22 protein-coding genes are annotated in these 22,248 nt (G+C 54.9%); 17 read left to right on the forward strand and 5 right to left on the reverse strand.

The window, feature by feature from the left end; genetic code table 11:
* The first annotated feature begins 32 nt into the window (after positions 1 to 32).
* Positions 33 to 3,506: a cell division protein ZapA gene (gene zapA, locus GCU45_RS22900; RefSeq protein WP_152400795.1), complete on the forward strand. Its 3,474-nt coding sequence runs from the start codon at positions 33 to 35 to the stop codon at positions 3,504 to 3,506.
* A gap of 130 nt (positions 3,507 to 3,636) precedes the next feature.
* On the opposite strand, the gene GCU45_RS22905 is transcribed toward zapA, so the two are convergent.
* Complete coding sequence (locus GCU45_RS22905) at positions 3,637 to 4,023, reverse strand: cupredoxin domain-containing protein (RefSeq protein WP_076170696.1); 387 nt, start codon at positions 4,021 to 4,023, stop codon at positions 3,637 to 3,639.
* 254 nt (positions 4,024 to 4,277) lie between these two features.
* On the opposite strand from GCU45_RS22905, the gene GCU45_RS22910 reads away from it, so the two are divergent.
* A complete protein-coding gene (locus GCU45_RS22910; protein WP_152400797.1) occupies positions 4,278 to 5,393 on the forward strand; it encodes a GGDEF domain-containing protein in 1,116 nt (371 codons plus the stop codon).
* 50 nt (positions 5,394 to 5,443) lie between these two features.
* Here GCU45_RS22910 and GCU45_RS22915 read toward each other — a convergent pair whose 3' ends face one another.
* The gene (locus GCU45_RS22915; protein WP_076170692.1) at positions 5,444 to 5,797 is read right to left on the reverse strand and encodes a phage holin family protein; all 354 of its coding nucleotides are present in this window, start codon (positions 5,795 to 5,797) and stop codon (positions 5,444 to 5,446) included.
* Positions 5,798 to 5,956: 159 nt separating this feature from the next.
* On the opposite strand from GCU45_RS22915, the gene GCU45_RS22920 reads away from it, so the two are divergent.
* The 4 genes from GCU45_RS22920 (at position 5,957) to GCU45_RS22935 (ending at position 10,771) form a co-directional block, all read left to right on the forward strand.
* Positions 5,957 to 8,323: an endonuclease MutS2 gene (locus tag GCU45_RS22920; protein ID WP_152400799.1), complete on the forward strand. Its 2,367-nt coding sequence runs from the start codon at positions 5,957 to 5,959 to the stop codon at positions 8,321 to 8,323.
* A 38-nt stretch (positions 8,324 to 8,361) separates the two neighbouring features.
* Positions 8,362 to 8,790, forward strand: a complete 429-nt coding sequence (locus GCU45_RS22925) for a DUF350 domain-containing protein (protein ID WP_105441850.1) — start codon at positions 8,362 to 8,364, stop codon at positions 8,788 to 8,790.
* A 103-nt stretch (positions 8,791 to 8,893) separates the two neighbouring features.
* Complete coding sequence (locus tag GCU45_RS22930; protein ID WP_152400800.1) at positions 8,894 to 9,472, forward strand: hypothetical protein; 579 nt, start codon at positions 8,894 to 8,896, stop codon at positions 9,470 to 9,472.
* Between the two features lie 78 nt (positions 9,473 to 9,550).
* The gene (locus tag GCU45_RS22935) at positions 9,551 to 10,771 is read left to right on the forward strand and encodes an MFS transporter (protein ID WP_145025479.1); all 1,221 of its coding nucleotides are present in this window, start codon (positions 9,551 to 9,553) and stop codon (positions 10,769 to 10,771) included.
* Between the two features lie 116 nt (positions 10,772 to 10,887).
* Here GCU45_RS22935 and GCU45_RS22940 read toward each other — a convergent pair whose 3' ends face one another.
* Positions 10,888 to 12,129 carry an NAD(P)/FAD-dependent oxidoreductase gene (locus GCU45_RS22940; RefSeq protein ID WP_152400802.1) on the reverse strand — a complete coding sequence of 414 codons (1,242 nt, stop codon included), beginning with the start codon at positions 12,127 to 12,129 and terminating at the stop codon, positions 10,888 to 10,890.
* Positions 12,130 to 12,284: 155 nt separating this feature from the next.
* Here GCU45_RS22940 and GCU45_RS22945 point away from each other — a divergent pair, with 155 nt between their 5' ends.
* From GCU45_RS22945 to GCU45_RS22985, 9 genes are all read left to right on the forward strand, one after another.
* Complete coding sequence (locus GCU45_RS22945; protein ID WP_152400805.1) at positions 12,285 to 12,521, forward strand: hypothetical protein; 237 nt, start codon at positions 12,285 to 12,287, stop codon at positions 12,519 to 12,521.
* A gap of 22 nt (positions 12,522 to 12,543) precedes the next feature.
* A complete protein-coding gene (locus GCU45_RS22950; RefSeq protein ID WP_152400807.1) occupies positions 12,544 to 12,936 on the forward strand; it encodes a spore coat protein in 393 nt (130 codons plus the stop codon).
* A 248-nt stretch (positions 12,937 to 13,184) separates the two neighbouring features.
* On the forward strand, positions 13,185 to 13,685 hold the full coding sequence (locus GCU45_RS22955) for an Lrp/AsnC family transcriptional regulator (RefSeq protein WP_152400809.1): 501 nt from the start codon (positions 13,185 to 13,187) through the stop codon (positions 13,683 to 13,685).
* Between the two features lie 13 nt (positions 13,686 to 13,698).
* Positions 13,699 to 14,910: an aminotransferase class I/II-fold pyridoxal phosphate-dependent enzyme gene (locus GCU45_RS22960; RefSeq protein WP_076170674.1), complete on the forward strand. Its 1,212-nt coding sequence runs from the start codon at positions 13,699 to 13,701 to the stop codon at positions 14,908 to 14,910.
* Between the two features lie 114 nt (positions 14,911 to 15,024).
* Positions 15,025 to 15,288, forward strand: coding sequence for an aspartyl-phosphate phosphatase Spo0E family protein (locus GCU45_RS22965; RefSeq protein ID WP_076170672.1), 264 nt, complete (start codon positions 15,025 to 15,027; stop codon positions 15,286 to 15,288).
* 93 nt (positions 15,289 to 15,381) lie between these two features.
* The gene (locus GCU45_RS22970; RefSeq protein ID WP_076170670.1) at positions 15,382 to 15,924 is read left to right on the forward strand and encodes a hypothetical protein; all 543 of its coding nucleotides are present in this window, start codon (positions 15,382 to 15,384) and stop codon (positions 15,922 to 15,924) included.
* 77 nt (positions 15,925 to 16,001) lie between these two features.
* Entirely contained in the window at positions 16,002 to 16,571 is a 570-nt protein-coding gene (locus tag GCU45_RS22975) for a cob(I)yrinic acid a,c-diamide adenosyltransferase (protein WP_076170668.1), read from the forward strand.
* Positions 16,568 to 17,584 (forward strand): RluA family pseudouridine synthase, encoded by a 1,017-nt coding sequence (locus tag GCU45_RS22980; RefSeq protein WP_152400810.1) that lies wholly within the window; start codon positions 16,568 to 16,570, stop codon positions 17,582 to 17,584. The genes GCU45_RS22975 and GCU45_RS22980 overlap by 4 nt, the downstream gene beginning before the upstream one ends.
* 15 nt (positions 17,585 to 17,599) lie before the next feature.
* Positions 17,600 to 17,959 carry an arsenate reductase family protein gene (locus GCU45_RS22985; protein ID WP_116232167.1) on the forward strand — a complete coding sequence of 120 codons (360 nt, stop codon included), beginning with the start codon at positions 17,600 to 17,602 and terminating at the stop codon, positions 17,957 to 17,959.
* Positions 17,960 to 18,054: 95 nt separating this feature from the next.
* On the opposite strand, the gene GCU45_RS22990 is transcribed toward GCU45_RS22985, so the two are convergent.
* Both GCU45_RS22990 and GCU45_RS22995 read right to left on the reverse strand, forming a co-directional pair.
* On the reverse strand, positions 18,055 to 18,897 hold the full coding sequence (locus GCU45_RS22990) for a Gfo/Idh/MocA family oxidoreductase (protein ID WP_152400812.1): 843 nt from the start codon (positions 18,895 to 18,897) through the stop codon (positions 18,055 to 18,057).
* Positions 18,898 to 18,921: 24 nt separating this feature from the next.
* Positions 18,922 to 19,983, reverse strand: coding sequence for a Gfo/Idh/MocA family protein (locus tag GCU45_RS22995; protein ID WP_152400814.1), 1,062 nt, complete (start codon positions 19,981 to 19,983; stop codon positions 18,922 to 18,924).
* 313 nt (positions 19,984 to 20,296) lie between these two features.
* Between GCU45_RS22995 and GCU45_RS23000 the strand changes: the two genes are divergently transcribed.
* Complete coding sequence (locus tag GCU45_RS23000) at positions 20,297 to 21,157, forward strand: 5'-3' exonuclease (protein ID WP_089550059.1); 861 nt, start codon at positions 20,297 to 20,299, stop codon at positions 21,155 to 21,157.
* 171 nt (positions 21,158 to 21,328) lie between these two features.
* Positions 21,329 to 22,210, forward strand: coding sequence for an ROK family protein (locus GCU45_RS23005; RefSeq protein ID WP_152400816.1), 882 nt, complete (start codon positions 21,329 to 21,331; stop codon positions 22,208 to 22,210).
* Positions 22,211 to 22,248 lie beyond the last annotated feature (38 nt).

The following is a 22,248-nucleotide window of genomic DNA, read 5'->3' on the forward strand; positions in this document are numbered from 1 at the left end:
GAGTCAACACACATATGAAGGAGGGCACAACTGTGACTACACCTGATCGTACACGCGTCTCCGTGGAAATCTACGGGACTTCTTATAAACTGGTCGGCAGCAGTGCCGATTATATGCGAAAGATTGCTAGTTATGTCGATGAACGGATGAATGCCATTTCCAAAAGCAATTCCCGGCTGGACACCCCTAGGATTGCCGTTCTGGCCGCGGTTCATATGGCTGAGGAAGCCGTGCAGATGCAGGATCTCCGCAACGAAGTGAAGATGCTGACTGGCGAGCGCAGCGAGCTGAGCTCGCAGCTCACCAGGCTGCAGTCCCAGCGGGACGAGCAGCTGGCGGAAGTCAACAAGCAGAAGGAAGAAGCGCAGCAGATCAAGAAGGAGAAGGAAGAGCTGCAAAAGCGGTTGGAGCAGGAGAAGGCTGCGCTTGCGAAAGAGCTGGAGCAGTCCAAGTCCGAGCTTACGGCGCGGCTCGAGCAGACCCGGAATTCTTTGACGAAGGAGCTGGATCAGCTACGCGCTTCGCTGAAGCGGGAGACGGAACAGAAGGAATCTTTGCTCCGCAAGGAGAAACAGGCCGCTGAGCAAATGCAGAAGGACAAGCAGGCTGTGGAGGAACGGCACAAAGCTGCCGTGCTGGAGCTGGAACGGAAGCATGCGGCAGCGCTGCAATCCGCCGAACAGAAGCGGGTCGGAGCGTTGAAAGAGGCGGAGGAGAACAACCGCGCAAAGATCACCGAGCTGGAGCAGAAGCATCAGGGAGCCGTCAAGGAGCTCGAAGAGAAGCATGCAGCCTTTATTCAGGAGCTGCAGGAGCAGCTGACCGAGCTTCGCGGCAGCAGCGGCGAGCTTCAGGAGAAGCTGCAGAACATGGAGCAGGAGCTGAAGAACGCCAAGGAGGCCTATTCCAGACTGCGGCAGCAGCATCAAGTCGTGCTGGTGCGCGAGGAGGAGGCCAAGGCGCAGGTGCAGGCTTTGACCGAGCAGGAGGAAGCGCTGAACGGACAGATCAGCAAGCTGAAGGACGAGGCGGCCGCTTCGGAAGAGGAACACCGCCGCATGCAGAAGCTGCTTGAGGATTACAGCGAGGCTTCCAAGAAAATGACCGGCGAAATCGCCCAGCTGACGGCCGAAGCCGAAACCCTTCAAGGCACGATCGAGAAGCAGAAGGAAGAGATCGGCGAATTGGAGCTGCAGGTGCTGGAAGCCGGCGAGCAGAACGAGACGCTGGAGACGGGCATGGCTTCGCTGCATGACGAGCTGAGCGTGCTGAAAGAGCAGGCGGACGGCGAGAGTAAGCTCCGCGAGGAAGCTGAGCAGCAGCGGGAAGTGCTCCGGCAGGAGCTGGCCGCGAAAGAGGAACGGCTGCAGCAGCTTGCTCAGGAGCTGGCAGATAAACAGCAGCAGCTCGTAGCCCAGGTGCAGAAGCTGCAGGCGCAGGAGCGTTCTTCCTCGGAACAGGGAGAGGAACTTCAGCGTTTGGAGAAGCAGCTGGAAGCCCAGCAGGAGATGCTGGCCGCGAAGGAGCAAGAGCTGGAATCGCTGAAGCAGGCGCTGCAAGGGCGGGAGCAGGATCTGCAGGATTACGGCCGGCAGATCGAGGCCAAAGAGGAGCAGATTGCAGGCCTGGAGCGGCAGTCGAGCCAATATGCGCAGCAGCTCAAGGACCTTCGGCTTCAATTGGAGGAACAGCAGGAAATGTATCTCGAGCTCGAAATCCAATCGGAGGAGCAGCAGGAGAACGTACAAAACCTGCAGCAGGAGCTGGAGAGAAGACGGGAAGTACAAGCGGAGCTGGAGCTTCAGGCGGAAGAGGAACGGAAACGTTATGCCGGCCTGAAGGAGCAGTGGGACGAGCAGCAGGCAAGGTATACCGAGCTGCAGAGCCGTTCAGGCGAATACGAGCAGCACTGCGGCGAGCTGCGGAAGCAGGTAGCTGAGCATGAGGAGCAGTACGAGCTCGCCCAGCTTCTGCTCGAAGAGCAGCAGGAGCAGTATGCGGCGCTGCAGCAGGAGCTGGAAGAGCAGCGTGAGCAGCAGCAGACAGCCGCTCGGGTGCTGAAGGAGCGCGAGGAGCAGAATGCAGCGCTGCAGCAGGAACTGGAAGAGCAGCGGAAGCAGCAGCAGACGGCCGCCCAGGCGCTGAAGGAGCGCGAGGAGCAGTACGCATTGCTGCAGCAGGAGCTGGAAGAGCAGCGTGAGCAGCAGCAGACAGCCGCCCAGGTGCTGAAGGAGCGCGAGGAGCAGTACGCATTGCTGCAGCAGGAACTGGAAGAGCAGCGTGAGCAGCAGCAGACGGCCGCCCAGGCGCTGAAGGAGCGCGAAGAGCAGTATCGAGCGGTACAGCGGCAGCTGGAAGAGCAGCGGCAGGAGCACCAAACGACCCGCCAGGCGCTGGAAGACCTCGAGAATCAGTACCTGGAGGTTCAGGAGCAGCTCGAGGAACAGCAGGCGGAGCATCGGACGGCCCGCCGGGCGCTGGAAGATCTCGAAGAGCAATATTTAACCTTGCAGCAGCAGAGCGAAGGTCATCAAGAGGAGTATCATGCGCTGCAGCTCCGGCTGGAAGAACGGCAGGAGCAGTATCACGAGCTTCGGATGGAATATGATGACCACCAGGAGCTGTATCAGGAACTGCAGCAGGCGCATGACGCCAGAGCAGAGCAGCTGGCGGATTTGGAGCAGCAGCTGGAGGACAGCCGGGAAATGATCGGGCGCCTGCGGCTGCAGTCCGAGGAATATGCCCGCGACAGCGGCACATTGCGCCAGCAGCAGGAGCAAGCTGAAGCACGGTTTGAAGAGCTGGAGCTTCAAGCCAAGGACGTTCAGGTTCAGTACGAAGAGCTGCAGCGGGTGAACCGGGCAGCTCAGGAGCAAAATGAACAGCTGCGGAGCCAAACCGAAGCCCAGCGCGAACAGTACAACAGCTTGAACCAGCAGTATCAGGGCTTGCAGCGGCAGTATGAGGAGCTGCAGCGCCAGGTGAAGGAGGCGCAGAGCCGCCAGGAGGATACCGAAATCGAATACCTGCTTCTGCTGGAGGAGAAAGAGGCCGCGGTGAAGAAGCTGGAGGAAGCATCGCTGCAGCTGGATGAAGCGGCCGACCGGGAGACCGAGCTGCGCGGACTGCTGCGCAGTGCCGAGCAATCCATGCAGTCTTATCAGGATAAGCTGAAGGATATGATGGACCAGCAGGAAGCGTGGGGCAGCCGGGAGCTGGAGCTGCAAGAGGAGCTTGAGGCTTGGCAGCAGCAGATCGCTGCCGGTGAGCAGCAGCTTACCCGGATCCAGAGCGAGAAGGAGTCGGTCGCGGATGAGCTTCGCCAGGTGGGCGAAAGCTTTGAGCTGGTGACGCATCAATACCGCCTGCTGCAGGCAGAGCATGAAATTCAGCTGGAGAAGACCGGCAAGCTGGAGGAAGAGTACCGCTTGCTCAAGGACGAGTATTCCAAGCTGCAGACCGAATATAACGAGTGGATCGAGCTGATAGAACAGGATCAGAGCTGACCTCTATAGACCACCCACATTTCACACTTAAATGAAAATCCCCTCGGAGTAAGCGGCAGGACGGATCATGCATCATCCTGAAGCATACTTCGAGGGGATTTTAACTTTTGGGTTCAAGTCTGCCTAACTTTTATTCCACAATGACTTTGGCAATCATGCCGGAATGTCCCGCTCCGCAGAACACTGAGCACGCCATTTCGAACGTGCCGGCTTTTTCCGGCGTGACGACCGCGGACTTGTTTTTACCGTCAAGCTGAAGCTCGAGACCCGGAATGAGAACGCCGTGGTTTCCCTCATCGTTTTCAAGCGTAATTTTGACAGGTACGCCCTTTTTGAGATGATATTCTTTTTGATCGAATGCATAGTTTGTCGCCTTGATCACCAATTCCTCGCTCGGGGCTACACCGGTTTCGGTGACTCCGCTGCCCGATGCGGAATCGCCGCTCTTGGATTGTCCGCAAGCAGCCAGCACCAGAAGCAGCACGCAGGAAAGGACGACAGCCAGGGTCTTCTTCACTTGTGATCCTCCTTTATGTATACCTTCATCATTTTAATTGGTTCCATGCCTTATCATACCTTAAATTGGATATGTCTGGGCGAGGCTCATTTGAAAAATTGGTGAACGCAGCACCCGCTGATTTTGCCGCGCCCAGGAAAAGGATCAGCTGGAAAAAAGATAGTGCTTATCTTGGATTTAAGATATAATGAGCATTGACGATGTACGAAACCCGCAAATATTCTTGTTTAGAAGATTAGGGGAATGACATTCCAATGAATCGCACGGGGTTGATTTTGGAAGATTTATGGCATCGCAAAATATTGAACGCCTATTGGATTGTGACGCTGATGTTTTTCGCGGCAGAGGTGGTTCTGCTGCTGCTGGGCTGCATTCCTTCCGTGACCGCCGGGGACGGGCCGGAGGACTGGCTGCGTCTGGGCATCCCGGACGGCTGCATCCTGCTGCTCATGCTGGCGGCACAGACCTGGCTGCGATTCGAACCTAAATACCGGAAGCAGGTTGTGGTCGGCTGCGGATTTTTGCTCTCCTACCTGTTCTATTTCATCATTCAGCCGATCGTGGACGGGGCACAGATGGCGCTCCTTCTGCCCGTTCTGATTTCCGTCGTTTATTTTGACCGCAAACTTCTATATGGCTTTGGCTCGTTAACGATCCTCCTTTACTGTCTCATCTATCTCACCGAACGCTCCCTTTATCAGAAACCCATTCAGGAATTCATCCAAATCCAAAGCGTGTTTATTGTCAGCATCATGATTGGTCATACGATTTTGGTCCGGGTCAAGGAATTTATGCGCCATCTGGAATCGGTCATGAAGTCGGAGCAGCAGCTCCTGGTGGAAAGAACGATATCGGACAAGCTGCTCAAAATCGATGCACTGACCGGGCTATACAATCACAAGGCGTTTCACGAATACCTGGAGGCTTTGCTGGAGCAATGCGAGAAGTATCAGCTTCCGCTGCAGCTGGCAATTATCGATATCGATAATTTTAAAAAGGTCAACGATAATTACGGGCATCGGGTGGGCGATATCGTGCTGAAAGAGGTTGCTTCGAAGGTGATGTCGACGATGACGCCGAATGATTTTGCCGCCCGCTATGGCGGAGAAGAATTTGCCATTATTATGGCGGATAAGACATTGGAAGAAGCAGAACGCATGGCTGAGCAGCTGCGTGAACGGATCGCCAGAACCGAGCTGCCGCATACGGTGAAGCCGGTTACGGTGAGCATCGGACTTTGCAATTTTCAGCAGGGGGATGACAAGGAATCATTATTTCGAAAAGCAGACATGGCGCTGTACCAGGCCAAACGGACGGGAAAAAATAAAGTGGTAACCGCGGGTGAAGACGCAGCCGATTATGCCGGATAAAAAAGGAAAGACCCCTGTCCTTAGGCAGGGGTTTTCATTCGGGAAACGGTTTACCGCTTGTCCCTTCCGGCATTAAATGCGGACACCGGGATAAACAGGTCGATAATACCGATGACGAGGGCGGCGAGAATGGCGCCAAGGATGGTAACTTCAACGCCGCTGACAATAAATTGGGCGATGTATATGACGAGGGCACTGACGATGAAACCGACGATCCCGCGTCCAAAGGGAGTAACCCTTTTGCCGAAGATTCCTTCAATAATCCACCCCAGCAGTGCGATAACCAAAGCGAGCAGCAGAGCGCTCCAGAACCCTCCGACGGAAAACTGGGGAACGATCCAGCCTACGATCAGCAGGACGATGGCAGACACGATAAAGCGAACGACATGACCCAGAAAATGCATGCAACTGGCCTCCTTTACACATGGTTACTGTGTTATGCAAACCTTATTGTATTCAATTTTCGCCATGTTATGTATGGAATGATTTAGCGCTGCAAATGGCGAAGCGGCAAACATTTCGTATATAATAAAGGCATTGCACGAGAGGAGTAGTGAATACTGTTGGACGACAAGATTTTGCATACGCTCGAATACCGCAAGATTTTAGATAAATGCGCTGCCTATACCCAAACCTCGATGGGGAGGGAAGCGGCCGAATCGTTGAAGCCCGATACCGATCTGGAATCGGTAAAGCGTTTGCTTCAGGCAACCGACGAAGCGTATACCGTGGACCGGCTGAAGGGAAATCCGTCCTTCGGCGGCATCACGGACATCGCCGCTCCGCTGAAGCGCGCCAGAATCGGCGGCACCTTAAGCCCGCATGAGCTGCTGGCCATCGGCAACACCGTGAACGGTTCGAGACGGATCAAGCGGTTCATCGCGAATGTTCACGAAGACGAGCCGATTCCCCTGCTGGAGGGGATCAGTGAAAATTTATCCGAGCAGAAGCCGCTGGAAGATGCTATTAAAGCATGCATCGACGAAAGCGCCGAAGTGCTTGATTCTGCCAGTCCGGGGCTAGCCCAGGTTCGGCGGGAGCTGAGATCCGGCGAGGTGCGGATCCGGGAGAAGCTCGATTCGATGATCCGTTCCTCCAGCGTGGCCAAAATGCTGCAGGACCAGCTTATTACGATCCGGGGGGACCGGTTTGTCATTCCGGTTAAAGCGGAATACCGTTCGTATTTCGGCGGAATCGTGCATGATCAGTCCGGTTCGGGGGCGACGCTCTTTATTGAGCCGGAATCGATCGTGGCGATGAACAACAAGCTGCGCGAAACCCGGATGAAGGAAGAACGCGAAATTGAAATTATTTTGCAAAAGCTGACGGCGCTCGTCGGTGAACAAGCGGATCTTCTTCTGCTCGATATCGATCTGCTGGGACAGCTCGACTTTATTTTTGCCAAGGGGCGTCTGGCGCATGTCATGAAGGCCAGCCAGCCGAGAATGAACGACCGTGGATACTTGAAGCTGAAGAAAGGACGGCATCCGCTGATCGACATGGAGAAGGTTGTGCCGATCGACGTGGAATTGGGCAACTCGTATACTTCCATTATCGTGACCGGGCCGAATACCGGCGGTAAGACCGTCACGCTGAAGACGATCGGATTGCTGAGCCTGATGGCGATGTCCGGCCTGTTTGTTCCCGCGGAGGAAGGAAGCCAGCTCTGCGTGTTCGACGCCATTTACGCCGATATCGGGGACGAGCAGAGCATCGAACAGAGCTTGAGTACGTTCTCAAGCCATATGACCAATATTATCCGTATTTTGAACCATATGACGCCGAAGAGCCTGGTGCTGCTTGACGAAGTGGGGGCCGGAACCGATCCGGCCGAAGGCTCGGCGCTGGCCATTTCCATTCTGGAGCATATTCACAGCCTGGGCTGCCGGATGGTGGCTACTACCCACTACAGCGAACTCAAGGCTTATGCCTATGAACGCAAAGGCGTCATCAACGCCAGCATGGAATTTGACGTCAACACGCTGAGTCCGACTTACCGGCTCCTCGTCGGCGTTCCCGGACGAAGCAACGCGTTTGCGATTGCGGAGCGGCTCGGACTTCCGCATGTGATCCTGGATTATGCCCGCGGGGAAGTGAAAGAAGAAGATCAGCGCGTCGAGCATATGATCGCCTCTCTGGAGGAAAACCGGCTGGGCGCCGAAAGCGAACGCGAGAAGGCCGAGAAACTGCGCCAGGAGATGGAGCAGCTCCGGAGCCGGCATCAGCAGGAACTCGAGAAGCTCGAGGAGCAGCGCGACCGGCTGATCGAGAAGGCCCGGGGCGAGGCCAAGGAAGTCATTGCCAAAGCCCGCCGCGAAGCGGAGCAGATCATCGCCGATCTGCGGCAGCTGGCCAAAGAGGAAGGGGCTTCGGTCAAGGAACATAAGCTGATCGCCGCCCGCCGCCAGCTGGATGAGGCTGAACCGCAGCAGCGTAAGAAGGGAGCGGCCAAACCGAAGGCCAAGGCCCCGCGCCAGATCGAGCCCGGCGATGAAGTCATGGTCTACAGCCTGAACCAGAAGGGCCATGTCGTGGAGCTGTCCGGCGCGAAGGAGGCCGTGGTGCAGCTCGGCATCATGAAGATGAAGGTCAGCCTGGACGACCTCGAGCTGGTGAATGCGAACAAACCGGCCGAGAAGCAGGTGCAGCGGCATGCGACTACGGTCAAGCGCACGCGGGATGACAACATCCGCAGCGAGCTGGATCTGCGGGGTGCGAATCTGGATGAGGCGCTGATCGAAGTCGACCGTTTTATCGACGAAGCGTTTTTGGGCAACCTCGGCCAAGTATACCTGATTCACGGGAAAGGCACGGGAATTTTGAGACAGGGAATCTCGGAATATCTCCGCAAGCACAAGCATATTAAAAGTTACCGTCTGGGAAATTACGGCGAAGGCGGAACCGGCGTGACGGTGGTTGAGCTTAAATAATATGGGTGTGAGCCTGAATTTCGGCCGGGAACAGGGGGATGTTGGGAGTGAAGAACGGGGCTGATCTGTTGTTGGCCTATCCGATCGGTACGCTGATTGGTTATTTTTCCGTAGCGATTCTGGGCTTGATCGTCTTTCTGTACTGTTTTGAAATCGTGGCGAGGTACAAATGCTGGGATGAAATCGGACGAGGCAATATTGCCGCCGCTTTGGCTACCGGAGGCAAAATATTCGGCCTTTGCAATGTGCTGAGGTACAGCATCGAGTCCAAAACGTCGATCTATGACATGATGAAGTGGGCCTTCTACGGCTTTCTGCTGCTGTTTATCGCCTACCTGCTGTACGAATTTTTAACCCCGGTGTTTTCCGTGGACGAAGAAATTAAACGGGATAACCGGGCGGTCGGCCTGATCTCTATGCTGATCCCGGTGTCCCTTTCATATGTGATTGGAGCCTGTTTAATGTAGGAGGAACACATGAAAAATTTGGCGAGGATTTTGTTCGTCGCTGCGGTCGCCTTCTTTGTTGTGGGCGTCGTATATTTGATGAAACATTAAGGAGATGGATCATATGGAAACCACGGTTTGCCCTTGGTGCCAGACGGAAATCGTATGGGACGAGGAACTGGGCCCCGAGGATGAATGCCCTTACTGCCACAATGAGCTGAAAGGTTACCGGACGCTGAGCATCCAGCTGGGTGCGGATGAAGAGGAAGCGGACGTAGACGAAGAGCATGAGGGAATCGAAGGTACGGATTGGGAGCTCCCTGAGGATGACGATAAAGCCGTTCCTTTTTGGAATGAGGAAGACATGCAGCAGCTGCCGCCGTCGATCCGGACGCTCGATAAGTATGAGGACAGCCATGACCTCATGAACTACGAGGAGACAGTGGAGCAAATTCTGGATGAGCAGGAGGAAGTGCCGGAATGCCCGAAATGCCGGGATTACATGGTGCTTGCCGGCACGCATCAGGTGGGGGACCCATTTCAGCCCGCGGCTTTCGGCGTGCTCCAAGGTCCGGTATTGACTCCGCCTTTTCAAGTTCAAATGTATATTTGCACGGGATGCTTCCATGTCGAATACAATCTGGCCGAGGAAGACCGGCTGCGGATGGTCGACCACTTGAGCCAAGAGAAGAAGAATTCGTAAAAAAAGCAAACCGATCGATGATTTGCCCCCTTTTAGGGAACTACTAATGAGGTAGACCCGGATATGAAGGGGGTAATTATGAAATCAAAATCATCTGCGCGGCTGAATCGGCAAACGATACTGCTGCTTGCCGTTAACGGGCTGATCGTTTTATCCGGCGCCTTGTCGGGCACGTTTCTCAACGTATATTTATGGAAAAGCAAACAGGATTACGCGATGATCGGATGGTTTACCGTCGCCCAGCAGCTGGCCGTCGGGCTCACCTTTTGGCTGGCAGGCAAATGGGTGAAGGAGTATAACAAAATGAACGCCCTCAGGCTGGGGATCGGGCTGACGGGCCTTTTTTATTTGCTGGTTCTGTGGGTTGGGGAAAAGGCAATTTATTATATATGGCCGCTCGGAATACTGCTTGGGATTGCGATCGGGCTGTTCTGGATTGCTTTTAACGTGGTGTATTTCGAAGTCACCGATCCTGAGAACCGGGACCTGTTTAACGGGTGGGTCGGCCTGCTCGGCTCCATTACGGGCATTGTCGGGCCCTGGTTTTCCGGCCTGCTGATTTCCATGCTGAAGGGCGACCGGGGATATCGGATCATTTTTACGACGTCCCTGATCATTTATGCGCTCGGCGTGGTGCTGAGCTTCTTTTTGAAAAAGAGAAAAAAGGGCGGAACCTATGCCTGGCTCGAGCCTGTGAAGCAGCTGAAGGACAAAGGCAGCCCCTGGCGGCTTATGGCCCCCGGTCTAGCGGCGCAGGGGATTCGGGAAGGGGTGTTCGCCTTTCTGATCAATCTCCTTGTGTTTGTTGCCACGAAACAGGAGTCGAAGCTGGGTCAGTTCTCGCTCATTACGTCCGCAGTCTCCCTGGCCACGTACTGGCTGGCGGGCAAATGGTTCAAACCGGCCTACCGGAGCGCGGGCATGCTGGTGGGCGCCCTGCTGCTGTGGGTGGTCATGGTGCCGCTTATCTGGAAGGTCAATTATTTCACCCTGCTGTTGCTCGGCATAGGTACGGCTATCTTTATGCCGCTGTACATCCTGCCGATGGTCTCATCCGGCTTCGACTTGATGGGGACCAGCGACGAAAACGTGGAAAAGCGGGTCGAGCTGGTCGTTCTACGTGAGCTCAGTCTGATGGTCGGCCGCCTTCTCGGTACGATGATATTCATCATTGTGCTGTCCTTCAGTAAAGACCAGAGCACTATTACCGTGCTGATGCTCGTGCTCGGCGCATCACCGATCCTCAGCTGGATCTGCGTGAGACGGCTGCTTAAGCCGGGGAAATCGGCACGCACTTGAACAATCGCGTTACACAACAAATCCCCTGATTCCTTCATTCGGAGTCAGGGGATTTTTCTGTAGGGAAGAGATCCAACTTCTGGAAGCCCAGACTGGCTGCGTGGTTAACCCGCCAATCAGGAGCCGGGAACCTGAGCATTGGGGGACGGTTTGGAGGTCCGCTCCAATGAGAAAATTTCCAGCTCGGGGCGCGTTTTCCCGCAAAGAACATCGCTTAGCAGATCCGCCGCAATCATGCAGTAGACGGTCCCGTTGCCGCCATAGGCTTCTATAAAATAACTATGAGGAAACCGGGAATGTGGACCGATCATGGGCAGTCCGTCGTGGGTGAGCCCGAACAGGGAAGCCCATGCATAGTCGGCTTGGATGCCGGCGTAACGGGGAAAAAGGGCTTTAATCTCGTTCAGCAGCATTTCGCTTTTATGCCGGATCCGGCCTTCCCTCTCCTCCGGAGCGACCGGGTGCTCGTCCAGGCCCCCTGCCACGATGCGGTTGTCCACGGTGGTCCGCATGTAGAGATACGGCCGGGCCGTCTCCCAGATCAGGCAGCGCTCGTGCCATCCGGTAAAATCGGGTACAGGGCTCGTGACGATCGCATAGGTCGTCTGAAGCAGCGCATTGCGGTCCGGTTTCTCTTCCTGTGTTTCATAGCCGCTCGCATGGACGACTTTACGGGCGAAGATCCGGCCGGTGCGTGTATAACAAACCACGCCGTCTTCTTCATATTCCAAATGAATGACCGGGCTGTTTTCGTACACCCGTACCCCATGATCCGCCGCGTATTGAACGAGGCCATGAACGAACCGGAACGGGTTGACTTCGGCATCGCCGGTCATATACAACGCCGCGGGTTTGGAGAAGGGAAAGCGTGACGCGATATCGGATGAATTCCAATAAGTCGGTTCAAAACCGTGCTCGCGAAGGGTTTCATATTCCTCTTTCAGGTAAGGCATGTCCTCGACGCTGCTGGCATAATATAGGCTGCTGCGCGGAATTAGCTCGGGTTCCAGCTTGAGCCCGCCGGCTGCTTCCTTGAGCTTACGCATCGCGTCCCTGCACATTTGGTAAAAGGTGATGCCGGTCTGTTCGCCAAACGTATGGATAATGGAGGTCAGCGATTTATCGTTGGAGCTTTGAAGCAGTCCGGTGTTGGCTGAAGAGCTTCCTTCAGCGATCCGTCCCTTCTCGAGCAGAACCACCTGAAGATTGGTCCCGGACAGCTTGTGGGCGAGAAGGGCTCCACCCATCCCGCCGCCAATGATCAGTACGTCGCAGGTGAGATCCTCCGCAAGCTCCGGATAAGCGGGTGCCGGCTTCAATGTAGACGGCCATGCCAAGTTCCCTTTATTCAGAATCATATGTTTGTTTCGCCCCTTATCGGTAGTATTCAAAGTATTTGCTCCGCATGCACAATTTATAGCTGAGTGGAAGAGGCCATGCCTGACAATACATAGAAAAGCTTTCCCGGGACATAATACGGATGGAGTTAGAGATATCCAGAGGAGGAATACCGATGCAGTCCAATCAAATGCAGGCGATTACCGGCAAGGAGCTGGAATATATCGTCGATTCGATTTCCAATGAGGATCTGCTGATCAAGCAGTGTGCGGCAACGGCCGCTGCTACGCAGAACCCGACGATTCAGCAGGTGTGCCAGCAATACATCCGGTCGATGGACCACCATATCGATTTGCTCGTACAGGCCATTCAGCAGCACCAGCCGCTGGCACCGACGAGTCCCCAACAATGATAGCTTAGGAGGCATTTGCGCAATGTATTATCAAACTTCCAATAACTCGCAGTTCATGCAGGACGAGGACCTCTTGTACACAATCCTGGCCGATCTGAAAAGAACGGTCCGCGAATACACCACGGCAACGACGGAATCCTCCTGTCCGACCGTGCGGCAGATGTTTACGCAGCTGACGAACGATACGCTCCGCATGCAGGGAGATTTGTACAATCTGATGAGGCAGCTGAATATGTACTCCACGTCATCCAAGGCGCTTCGCCAAGATGTGGACAAGTCGATTCAGGATGCGCGAAATTTACAGCAAAAGAACCGTCAGTTCGTGCAGCAAAAAACAAGCAGCATGGGCCAATATGCCCAGGCATCCAATCCGTACCAGCAGCAGCAAAGCTCCCAAAACCCGTATTACATGTAATTTGCCGGAGGTGAAGGCGCCGTTTAGTTCTCATGTGTGGCGTCACCAAGCGGATAACAATAAGTACCCAAAATCCTGCTTCTATGAAGCATGGACCCATTTTGCCGTCTCCATTTCGGCCCACGCCGGGGAGACGGTTTTGCTTTGCATGCATGATAATTTCATGTAATATTAGTATTAATCTCGAACCCGGGTCCTTTGTCGTAATAGTGAAGAAGGCCCGTGGAACAAGCGCTGGAGGATGCTGTATGAAACAACTGACGGATTTGAAACTGAAGGTCCTCGACCTGTTGAACGAAGACGCGAGACGGTCCCCGGCCCTGCTGGCAACACTCATCGGTGTTGAAGAGGAAGCGGTCAAGGAAGCGATCGCGGAGCTGGAACAAGACCATGTCATCGTAAAATATGCGGCGGTCGTGAACTGGAGCAAGATTGAAGACGAGACGGTAACCGCCTTGATCGAAGTGCAGATTACGCCCGAGCGCGGGCGGGGCTTTGAAGGGATCGCGGAGCGGATCTATTTGTATCCGCAGGTCAAATCCGTGTATCTCATGTCGGGAGCCTACGACCTTCTTGTGGAAGTGGAAGGGCGCAACCTGCGGGAAGTGGCCAACTTCGTTTCCGAGAAGCTGTCGCCGATTGATTCGGTATTGTCGACGAAGACAAATTTCATTTTGAAGAAATATAAGCAGGACGGAATTATTTTTGATGACCGTGAAGAAGATAACCGTCTCATGATCTCACCGTAAAGGAAGATGTGTCATGATCGTGAATGAAGAAACGAAGAAACAGCAGAATTCGAAATCGATGCAATCGTATTTGGCTCCTTTGGTCCGCGATATTCCGCCATCCGGAATCCGCCGATTTTTTGACCTGGCCGAAGGAAGCAAAGACATTATTACGCTGGGCGTAGGGGAACCGGACTTCACGACTCCATGGCATGTGAGAGAAGCCTGTGTGTATTCCCTTGAGCGGGGGCGCACGGCCTACACCTCCAATGCCGGGATGATCGAGCTCCGGGAAGCTATCGCCCAGTATTTGTATGACAGCTTTCAGGTCTCCTATCAGCCGTCCAACCAAATTCTAGTGACGGTCGGCGGCAGCGAGGCGATTGATCTGGCGCTGCGTGCGCTGATCGTGCCTGGGGACGAGATTCTCATCCCCGAGCCCTGCTACGTATCCTACTCCCCTATCACCTCGATCGGCGGCGGGGTTCCGGTTGGCATCGAGACGTTCGCAGAGAACGACTTCAAGCTGACGGCAGAGGCGCTTGAGGCCAAAATCACGCCGAAGTCCAAGGTGCTGATTTTATGCTACCCGAGCAATCCGACCGGCGCCATCATGACGTATGAGGACTGGCTGCCGATCGCCAAAGTGGTGGAGAAGCATGATTTGATCGTCATTTCCGACGAGATCTATGCCGAACTAACGTACACGCAGAAGCATGTCAGCTTCGCCTCGATTCCGGGCATGATGGACCGGACGGTTCTGGTCAGCGGCTTTTCCAAGGCGTTCGCCATGACCGGCTGGCGTATGGGCTATGCTTGTGCCCATCCCGACCTGATCGCCGCCATGCTGAAGATTCACCAGTACACAGTGATGTGTGCACCGGTGATGGGGCAGGTGGCTGCGCTGGAGGCGCTGACCAACGGGCTGGAAGAGAAGGACCGGATGATCGAGTCCTACAACCAGCGGCGCCGTTTGATCGTGCAGGGCTTCGTCGATATCGGACTGCCGTGTCATGAGCCGCAAGGTGCCTTTTATGCCTTCCCTAGCATCGCTGAGACCGGGCTGTCCTCGGATGAGTTTGCCCAGCGCCTGCTGATGGAAGCAAAGGTTGCCGCAGTGCCTGGAACGGCATTCGGACAAGGGGGAGAAGGCTTTCTCCGCTGCTCGTACGCCACCTCCGTCGCCCAGCTGACTGAGGCTCTGGAGCGTATTGGAGAATTTGTCCACAAACTGAAAACCAGCTGAACAATAATTCCCTGTTTCTAGTAGAATTTAACATAAATTTCACTTTTATTTATTTATTTGTATGTTATAATTCTATTTTGGGAGCAAAAATTGACTTGCCAAGGAGGGATGACCTTGTTTTGCGCTGAATACGATTTGCCTGCATTCCGCGGACATTACGCAGCTGAAGGCAGCAATAATGTAAAATGGTCAACCAAAACGACAGATCAGACGAAAACTTTATCCTTGGAAGACGAAATCATGATGCTCCGCAAAAAAATGGAACAGATCTTTATGCAGGAACAGTCTTTTACATCGGAAATCGTAATCGAAATCAGCAGTTTGCTGGATTTGAAAATAAACGAATATATGAAAAGCTGCCCGAAGAAGAAGTCTTAATCGGCAGGCGGAAGACCCCGGAACGGGGTCTTCTTTTTTTCTCTCATCAGGTTGTGATATATTGAACCTATCGGAGAAAAGGGGGAGCAGGAGTTGAAGGTATACGGGAAGCTGGCGCTGCTGGTTGTCTTTGCCGTTTTATTGCTGACGGGCTGCGGCAAGGGAGATAAAAACGCGTTATCGGTCTTTATGATTGACAATCAATCCGATCCGTCTCAGGTGTATGAGAAGGTGCAGGACAAGCTTCAGGAAGTGATGGGGCCCGACCTGAAGGTCAAAGTATCGGCAAGTCCGATTTATAACCCGGAGAAGCTGATGGTTGAATATGCTGCCGGCGGGCATGACATCATTTTTCTGCCGGAGGACGATATGAAGAATTACGCCAAAATGGGCGGCCATACCGTGCTCGATTCGTATTTTGACCCGAAAAAATATCCGGACGGCGTGTTCGCGAGCAACGAGGAAAAAGAAGACGGCACGACGGATACGACCGAGCACCTATACGGCATTCCTGTCCGCGAAATGAAGTTTTTCAAAGACCAGAAGTACGTTCCGGAAAAGCTGTACGCCACGATCCCGATCTCGGCCAAGTCGGTCGACAATGCGGTAAAGGCGCTCAAGGCATTGACGGAGTAAAGAAGCCAGCACAGGGGACGCGGCTTCCGCGATTCCTTTGATGTATGATAATACGCGATAAAGGGGAGAAGAAGCCCGTGAGAATCTACACACGCACAGGCGATGAAGGCGAAACGTCCGTCATTGGCGGGCGCGTTCTGAAGGACGACCTGCAGGTCGAGGCCTACGGCACGATTGACGAGCTGAACTGCTTTGTGGGCCAGGCGATCAGCCTGATGGAAGCGGAGTCATTGCAGGACCTGAAAGAAAATATGATCGAGATTCAGCATGAGCTGTTTGACTGCGGCTCCGATCTGGCATTTGTGAAGCTGAGCGAGAGCAAATACAAGGTCGGTCCCGACAAAGTGACGCGGCTCGAGCAGTGGATGGATGCTTACATGGAGGAGACGCCGGAGCTGGAGCGCTTTATTTTGCCTGGGGGCACCCTGCTGGCATCCACGCTGCACGTATGCCGCACGGTCTGCCGCCGCGCAGAGCGCAGAGTCGTGACGCTGGGGCGGGAGAAAGAAATTAATCCCGACGTACGCAGGTATTTGAACCGTCTGTCGGACTACTTCTTCGTTGTGGCCCGGACGGCCAACGCCCGCAGCGGCGTGGCGGATATCGAATACGTGCGCAGCAAAAAGGTATTCGGACGAAAAAAATGAGCGAATACTATCCCCCGATTTCATATACCGTCCCGCCTTCGGAAGACGGGTGGCTGCTGAAGACGATTCTGCAGAAGAGACTCCACGTATCCCGCAAGCTGCAGTCCCGCCTGAAGCTGACGGAACAGGGGATTACCGTGAATGGCCAAAGAGTGTACATCAGCGTTCCGGTCAGGGATGGGGATGTGGTGGAAATCCGGATGGAGAAAGAAATTTCGGATGATATTCTGCCAGAGCCCATTCCTTTTCGCATTTTGTACGAGGATGAGCACCTGCTGATCGTGAACAAGGAAGCCGGCATCATCGTGCATCCGACGCACGGACACTATACGGGAACCTTGGCGAACGGCGTGGTTCACTATTGGCGGGACAAGGGCGAGGCGTTCCGCTTCCGAGCCGTGCACCGGCTGGACCAGGAAACGTCGGGCGTCATCGCTATCGCCAAAAATCCGTATGTCCACCAGCATATTTCAGAGCAAATGATCGCAAACGAGGTGGACAAAAGGTACCTGGCCCTCGTTCATGGCGTTCCGTCTCCGGAAGAAGGGGAGGTGGACGGACCGATCGACCGCGACCCGGAGGAGCCGCATCGGCGTATCGTCACGCCTGACGGGTATCCGTCGCTGACGCGGTATAAGGTTGTTGAGGCGTACGGCTCGTCTTCTTCGCTCGTTCAGCTGAAGCTGGAAACGGGCAGAACCCACCAGATCCGCGTCCATATGACCAGCATCGGCTGCCCGCTGATCGGCGATAAGCTGTATCGGCATCCGGTTTACCAGGTACTTCCGCCTGAGGAAGAGGGGGCACCGGAGACCGTTCTGCCGCAGGGATTAACCCCATCCGAGCGGACCGTGGTGCTGCTGGATCACAGCATTTCGCGGCAGGCGCTCCACGCTTGGGAGTTATCCTTCCAGCATCCCGTCACCCGGGAGCGGATGACCTTTCAGGCACCGCTGCCGCCCGACATGACCCGTCTGATTGCCGAGGCGAAGCAACATGAACTTGATCAATGAAAAGAGTGAGTAACGATGAGCAAATTGAAAGTATACCATTATCCCAAATGCGGTACGTGCCGCAGTGCGGTTAAATGGCTGGAAGCGCACGGCCACGAGCTGGAGCTCCAGCATTTATGGGAGGAGCCGCCGGCTCCGGACGAGCTGTCCCGCTTGGTCGAGAAGAGCGGGCTGGATTTGAAGAAGTTTTTTAATACCAGCGGAGAGGCGTACAAGGAGCTGGGTCTGAAGGACAAGCTGCCGGCCATGAGCCGGGAAGAGCAGATCAAGCTGCTGTCCAGTAACGGCCGGTTGATCAAACGTCCGATCGTAACCGACGGCAGCAAGGTGACGGTCGGCTTTAAAGAGGACATGTACGAGGAGAACTGGGCGTAGCCTGGGATTCCGTAAAAAACGGTGGCATGACCGACAGGGGAGGGTCCTAGCATTTCCCTGAGGCTTTGCCACCGTTTTGTTTGTTGTTCGGGGATCTATTCCGAAGGGAGCTCTACCCATTGATAGGGAGTTTCCTTCGCCTTGAAGCCCTGTTCGATGATCGTGATGACTGCTACCGTCTCGGCCGGATCGACAGGCGGAACGCCGGTTTCGAAGAAGCGGACGAGCGCTTCAGCGAACAGCCCGAAATAATCGGAGTCCGCTTTCAGCATGTTCGTCTCACCGGATGTATAGCTGACCGTCAGCGAAAAGGGACATTCCCCGCCGAGATGATGGATCTCGGCCTGGCGGCCCCCGCTGAATCCGATCAGCCACGATGGGGCGTTAGGCGTTCCGGTATACATCATCCGGCGGACGCCGGGGCCCAGCAGCGAGACGATCGGTTCGATCTGGTGGATCGAATAGTTGTCGTATCGCCCCGGCCCGAAGCTGATGATGTTTTCGATGCGGGCGCGCTCGGCCCCGGCGTACTCCGCGGCGAAACGAAGCGCCGAGCTGGAGAACAGCGGCGTCCCGTGCTGCTCAGCTAGGTTGAACAGGCGCCGAGCGGTCTGGCGGTCCGGGGCAAAGGTTTTGTCAATATAGGTAGGCTTGCCGGATTGAAGCGGAAGCTGGGCGAGCGGCTCGTGGTATTGCGGATGGTCGGGCGAAAGGACAATGATGTAATCGCTTCGATCCACGACCTCGGCAATCGAAGGAAGCAGCTCGACCCCTTTGTCTTCACTCCACTGTACGTTGGTGCGCCCGGAAGGCGAATCAGCCATTCCATAGGCATAGGCCACCTCCATGGTGCCGCCCGATGCCTGTTCAATCCACTTCGGATAATGCTCGGCATGCCATTCATCGAGGTAATAATCGATAAAACCGATCGTTTTCAAGCAGCAATCCCCCTCAGTCGCTTATTACAGCTCGATCTCCCTGCGCTGCTCGGAAGAGTCGTAGATTGCCTGAATCATCTTGGAGGTGACGATGACGGTATCGATATGGGACGGCAGCTTTACGCCGGTCTGGATGCATTCGAGAAAGCCGTTGATTTCGTTTTCGAAATGGTCGCTCGATGAATACTTGGGCTTCGTTTCCAGCAAAGCTCCGTCCTTGGCCCCATAAATGGTGAAGTCGCCTCCGTATTGTAGGCGGATCCCTGCTTTGTCGCCCAGAAAATCGATGTAGGTTTCGGGCGTGCCGATGTTCTGCGCCCAGGCGCCGTTGATCGTAATGCCCGGCCCTTCGGTGCGGATCATGGCCGTGACAAAGTCGTCGACATCATACGTACCGGCGTAATTCGGGGGTCCTGCCCACATGTTCAGGTAGGCGTAATTCGGCAGGTCCCGCCCCAGCTTGGAGTAGGCCTGGCCGGATACCGTCAACGGACGCGGATCTCCGGCGCAGTACATGACGATGTCCAGATAATGGACGCCCCAATCGATAAGGACGCCCCCGCCGGCAATTGATTTGGTGGTAAACGCGCCGCCAAGTCCCGGGATGGAGCGGTGAGCGCGGAAGCTTGCATAGATATGGTACAGTTCGCCAAGCTCGCCGCTTTCGATCAGGTTTTTGATCATGTTCACGCTTTTGTTGAACCGGTTCACGACCCCGATATTCAGCACTTTGCCCGTTTCGTGCTGTACTTTCTGCATCTCCAGCGCTTCCGCGTAGGTGCGGGCCGCAGGCTTTTCGCACAGGACATGCTTGCCCGCCCGCAAAAAATCGATGGAGATGGCGGCATGAGCATCGTTAGGGGTACATACGGAGACGGCATCGATCTCGGGATCGTCCAGAATGTCACGGTAATTTTCCACGGCGGTGCCGCATTCATAATCCTTGACCGCCTGCTCCGCCTTCTTCTTGTCCGAGTCGCAAAAATATTTGATTTCGGCGTCCGGATGTTTCAAATAGTTGGGGATATGCGCCGCTCTGGCAATGGTCCCGCAGCCGATGACAGCAACCTTGATCGTTTTTCCCATATTCATTCCTCCTGCTTGTTAGGTGGGTTTATCCTTTTCAAGATTCGATATTTGGAGAATAACTCCTGCCGGATAGTTCAGGATGAAGGGAGATCTTCTTCACAAATTTTATGTTACAGGCTGTCTGGTTTATGACTTGAACGGGCGGGACAAAAAGCAGGAATAAGCCGGGAATGGTGATATCAGGAAGGGCCTCATGCCCTGGCGGATATGCTATACTAGAGGAAGCAGTGCCGAACCTTGGAATCCAGGGGAAACAGGCAGACAAGGGGAGAAACAAGAAGTGACAGCAAATGAACAACGCCAATCCGTGATGCTCGTGGATGGCATGGCCTTATTATTCAGAGCTTATTTCGCTACCGCGTCCAGCGGCTACATTCGCCGAACGAAGGCGGGAGTTCCGACAAACGCGATCTACGGCTTTATTCGTTATTTTTGGGATGCAGTGCAAACGTTTAATCCGACCCATGTGGTCTGCTGCTGGGATCTCGGCGGCGGTACGTTCCGCGGACAGCAGTTTGCCGCTTATAAGGGCAACCGTCCGGACGCCCCGGACGATCTGATTCCGCAGTTTTCGATGATCCGCGATGTGATGGACAGCCTCGGCGTTCCGAATATCAGCGCGGAAGGGTATGAAGCGGACGACTGCATCGGGACGCTGGCCGACCAGTTCGGACGGGAGATGGATGTGATGGTCCTGTCCGGCGATAACGATTTGCTGCAGCTCGTCAGCGATCGGACGACGGTCATTATTATGAAAAAAGGGCACGGCAATTACAAAGTGTATACACCGGAATCCCTGTATGAAGAGAAGCAGCTGCGCCCGCGGCAAATTATCGACGTGAAGGCGCTCATGGGCGATACGAGCGACAATTACCCCGGCGTGAAGGGCATCGGCGAGAAGACGGCGATCAAGCTTGTGCAGGAATACGAATCGGTTGAAGGGATTCTCGAAAATCTGGACCAACTGTCCAAGAGTGTCCGCGCCAAGATCGAGGCTGACCTCGACATGCTGCACCTTTCGCGCAAGCTTGCCGAGATTCACTGCTGCGTGCCCGTCGCCTGCTCGCTGGATGTGTGCCAGCTGTCTCTCGATCACCATCAGGTGATCAGCAAGTTTGAAGAACTGGAAATGAAGAGCCTGTGTTCTCTTATGGGACTGGCCATCAGCTAAATGGGTACAGAGTGCTGGCGTTTTTGGAGCGCCGGTTCTTTTGTGCTCTATTCGATTGACTTTCAAGGATTAACTGGGCTATAATGCCCGTGATTGTTTTGATATAAAGATAGAAGGTATATGGCATTTATACAGGGCTTGGGAGGCCCGCTGCAGGAGGGAACGACTACGATGAGTCTATTAGGAGCAATTGAAGCAGGGGGAACGAAATTCGTATGCGGAATCGGCCAAGAGGACGGTACCGTTGTGGAACGGATCAGCTTCCCGACAACGACACCGGAGGAAACGATGGCCCAGGTGGTCGATTTCTTTAAGGGCAAAGACATCGCGGCGATCGGAGCAGGTTCATTCGGGCCGATTGACCCGGTGAAGGGAAGTCCTACATACGGACGGATTACGACGACGCCGAAACCTTATTGGAGCAATTTCGATATGGTAGGACATTTGCGCTCTCACTTCGATCTGCCGATCGAATTTGATACCGATGTGAACGGGGCCGCCTTGGGCGAAGCGACTTGGGGAGCAGCCCAGGGGCTCGAAAGCTGCCTGTACATTACCGTTGGCACGGGCATCGGCGCCGGTGCGGTTGTGGGCGGCGAGCTGATCCATGGCCTGTCCCATCCGGAAATGGGACATATTCTGGTCCGCCGTCATCCGGAGGACAAGTTCGAAGGCTTCTGCCCATATCATGGCGATTGCCTGGAGGGGCTGGCAGCCGGACCATCCTTATCCAAACGCTGGGGCGTTCCGGGTGTGGAATTGACGCCGGACCATCCGGCTTGGGCGATGGAAGCTTACTATCTCGCTCAGGCGCTGATGAACTACATTTTGATCCTGTCTCCGCAAAAAATCGTCATGGGCGGCGGCGTCATGAAACAGCTGCAGCTGTTCCCGCTGATTCATGCCGAGCTGCGCAAACAGCTGAACGGCTACGTACAGGTTCCAGCCATCATGGACGATATCGAGAATTACATCGTTCCGCCTCAGCTTGGCGACAACGCCGGCCTGTGCGGCGCGCTCGCGCTCGCCAAGAAGGCGCTGGCTGCGGGTTAAGCCGAAGGCTTGATCGACTGACGGGTTTTCATGAGATG

This window comes from Paenibacillus cellulositrophicus, assembly GCF_009363095.1.
Classification (GTDB): Bacteria; Bacillota; Bacilli; order Paenibacillales; family Paenibacillaceae; genus Paenibacillus_AQ; species Paenibacillus_AQ favisporus.

Coding starts and splice junctions, on each gene's coding strand:
- GCU45_RS22910 (WP_152400797.1), top strand. CDS start 4,278: ATGAATCGCACGGGGTTGATTTTGGAAGATTTATGGCATCGCAAAATA.
- GCU45_RS22915 (WP_076170692.1), bottom strand. CDS start 5,797: ATGCATTTTCTGGGTCATGTCGTTCGCTTTATCGTGTCTGCCATCGTC.
- GCU45_RS22925 (WP_105441850.1), top strand. CDS start 8,362: ATGTTGGGAGTGAAGAACGGGGCTGATCTGTTGTTGGCCTATCCGATC.
- GCU45_RS22930 (WP_152400800.1), top strand. CDS start 8,894: ATGGAAACCACGGTTTGCCCTTGGTGCCAGACGGAAATCGTATGGGAC.
- GCU45_RS22935 (WP_145025479.1), top strand. CDS start 9,551: ATGAAATCAAAATCATCTGCGCGGCTGAATCGGCAAACGATACTGCTG.
- GCU45_RS22940 (WP_152400802.1), bottom strand. CDS start 12,129: ATGATTCTGAATAAAGGGAACTTGGCATGGCCGTCTACATTGAAGCCG.
- GCU45_RS22945 (WP_152400805.1), top strand. CDS start 12,285: ATGCAGTCCAATCAAATGCAGGCGATTACCGGCAAGGAGCTGGAATAT.
- GCU45_RS22950 (WP_152400807.1), top strand. CDS start 12,544: ATGTATTATCAAACTTCCAATAACTCGCAGTTCATGCAGGACGAGGAC.
- GCU45_RS22955 (WP_152400809.1), top strand. CDS start 13,185: ATGAAACAACTGACGGATTTGAAACTGAAGGTCCTCGACCTGTTGAAC.
- GCU45_RS22960 (WP_076170674.1), top strand. CDS start 13,699: ATGATCGTGAATGAAGAAACGAAGAAACAGCAGAATTCGAAATCGATG.
- GCU45_RS22980 (WP_152400810.1), top strand. CDS start 16,568: ATGAGCGAATACTATCCCCCGATTTCATATACCGTCCCGCCTTCGGAA.
- GCU45_RS22985 (WP_116232167.1), top strand. CDS start 17,600: ATGAGCAAATTGAAAGTATACCATTATCCCAAATGCGGTACGTGCCGC.
- GCU45_RS22995 (WP_152400814.1), bottom strand. CDS start 19,983: ATGGGAAAAACGATCAAGGTTGCTGTCATCGGCTGCGGGACCATTGCC.
- GCU45_RS23000 (WP_089550059.1), top strand. CDS start 20,297: ATGCTCGTGGATGGCATGGCCTTATTATTCAGAGCTTATTTCGCTACC.
- GCU45_RS23005 (WP_152400816.1), top strand. CDS start 21,329: ATGAGTCTATTAGGAGCAATTGAAGCAGGGGGAACGAAATTCGTATGC.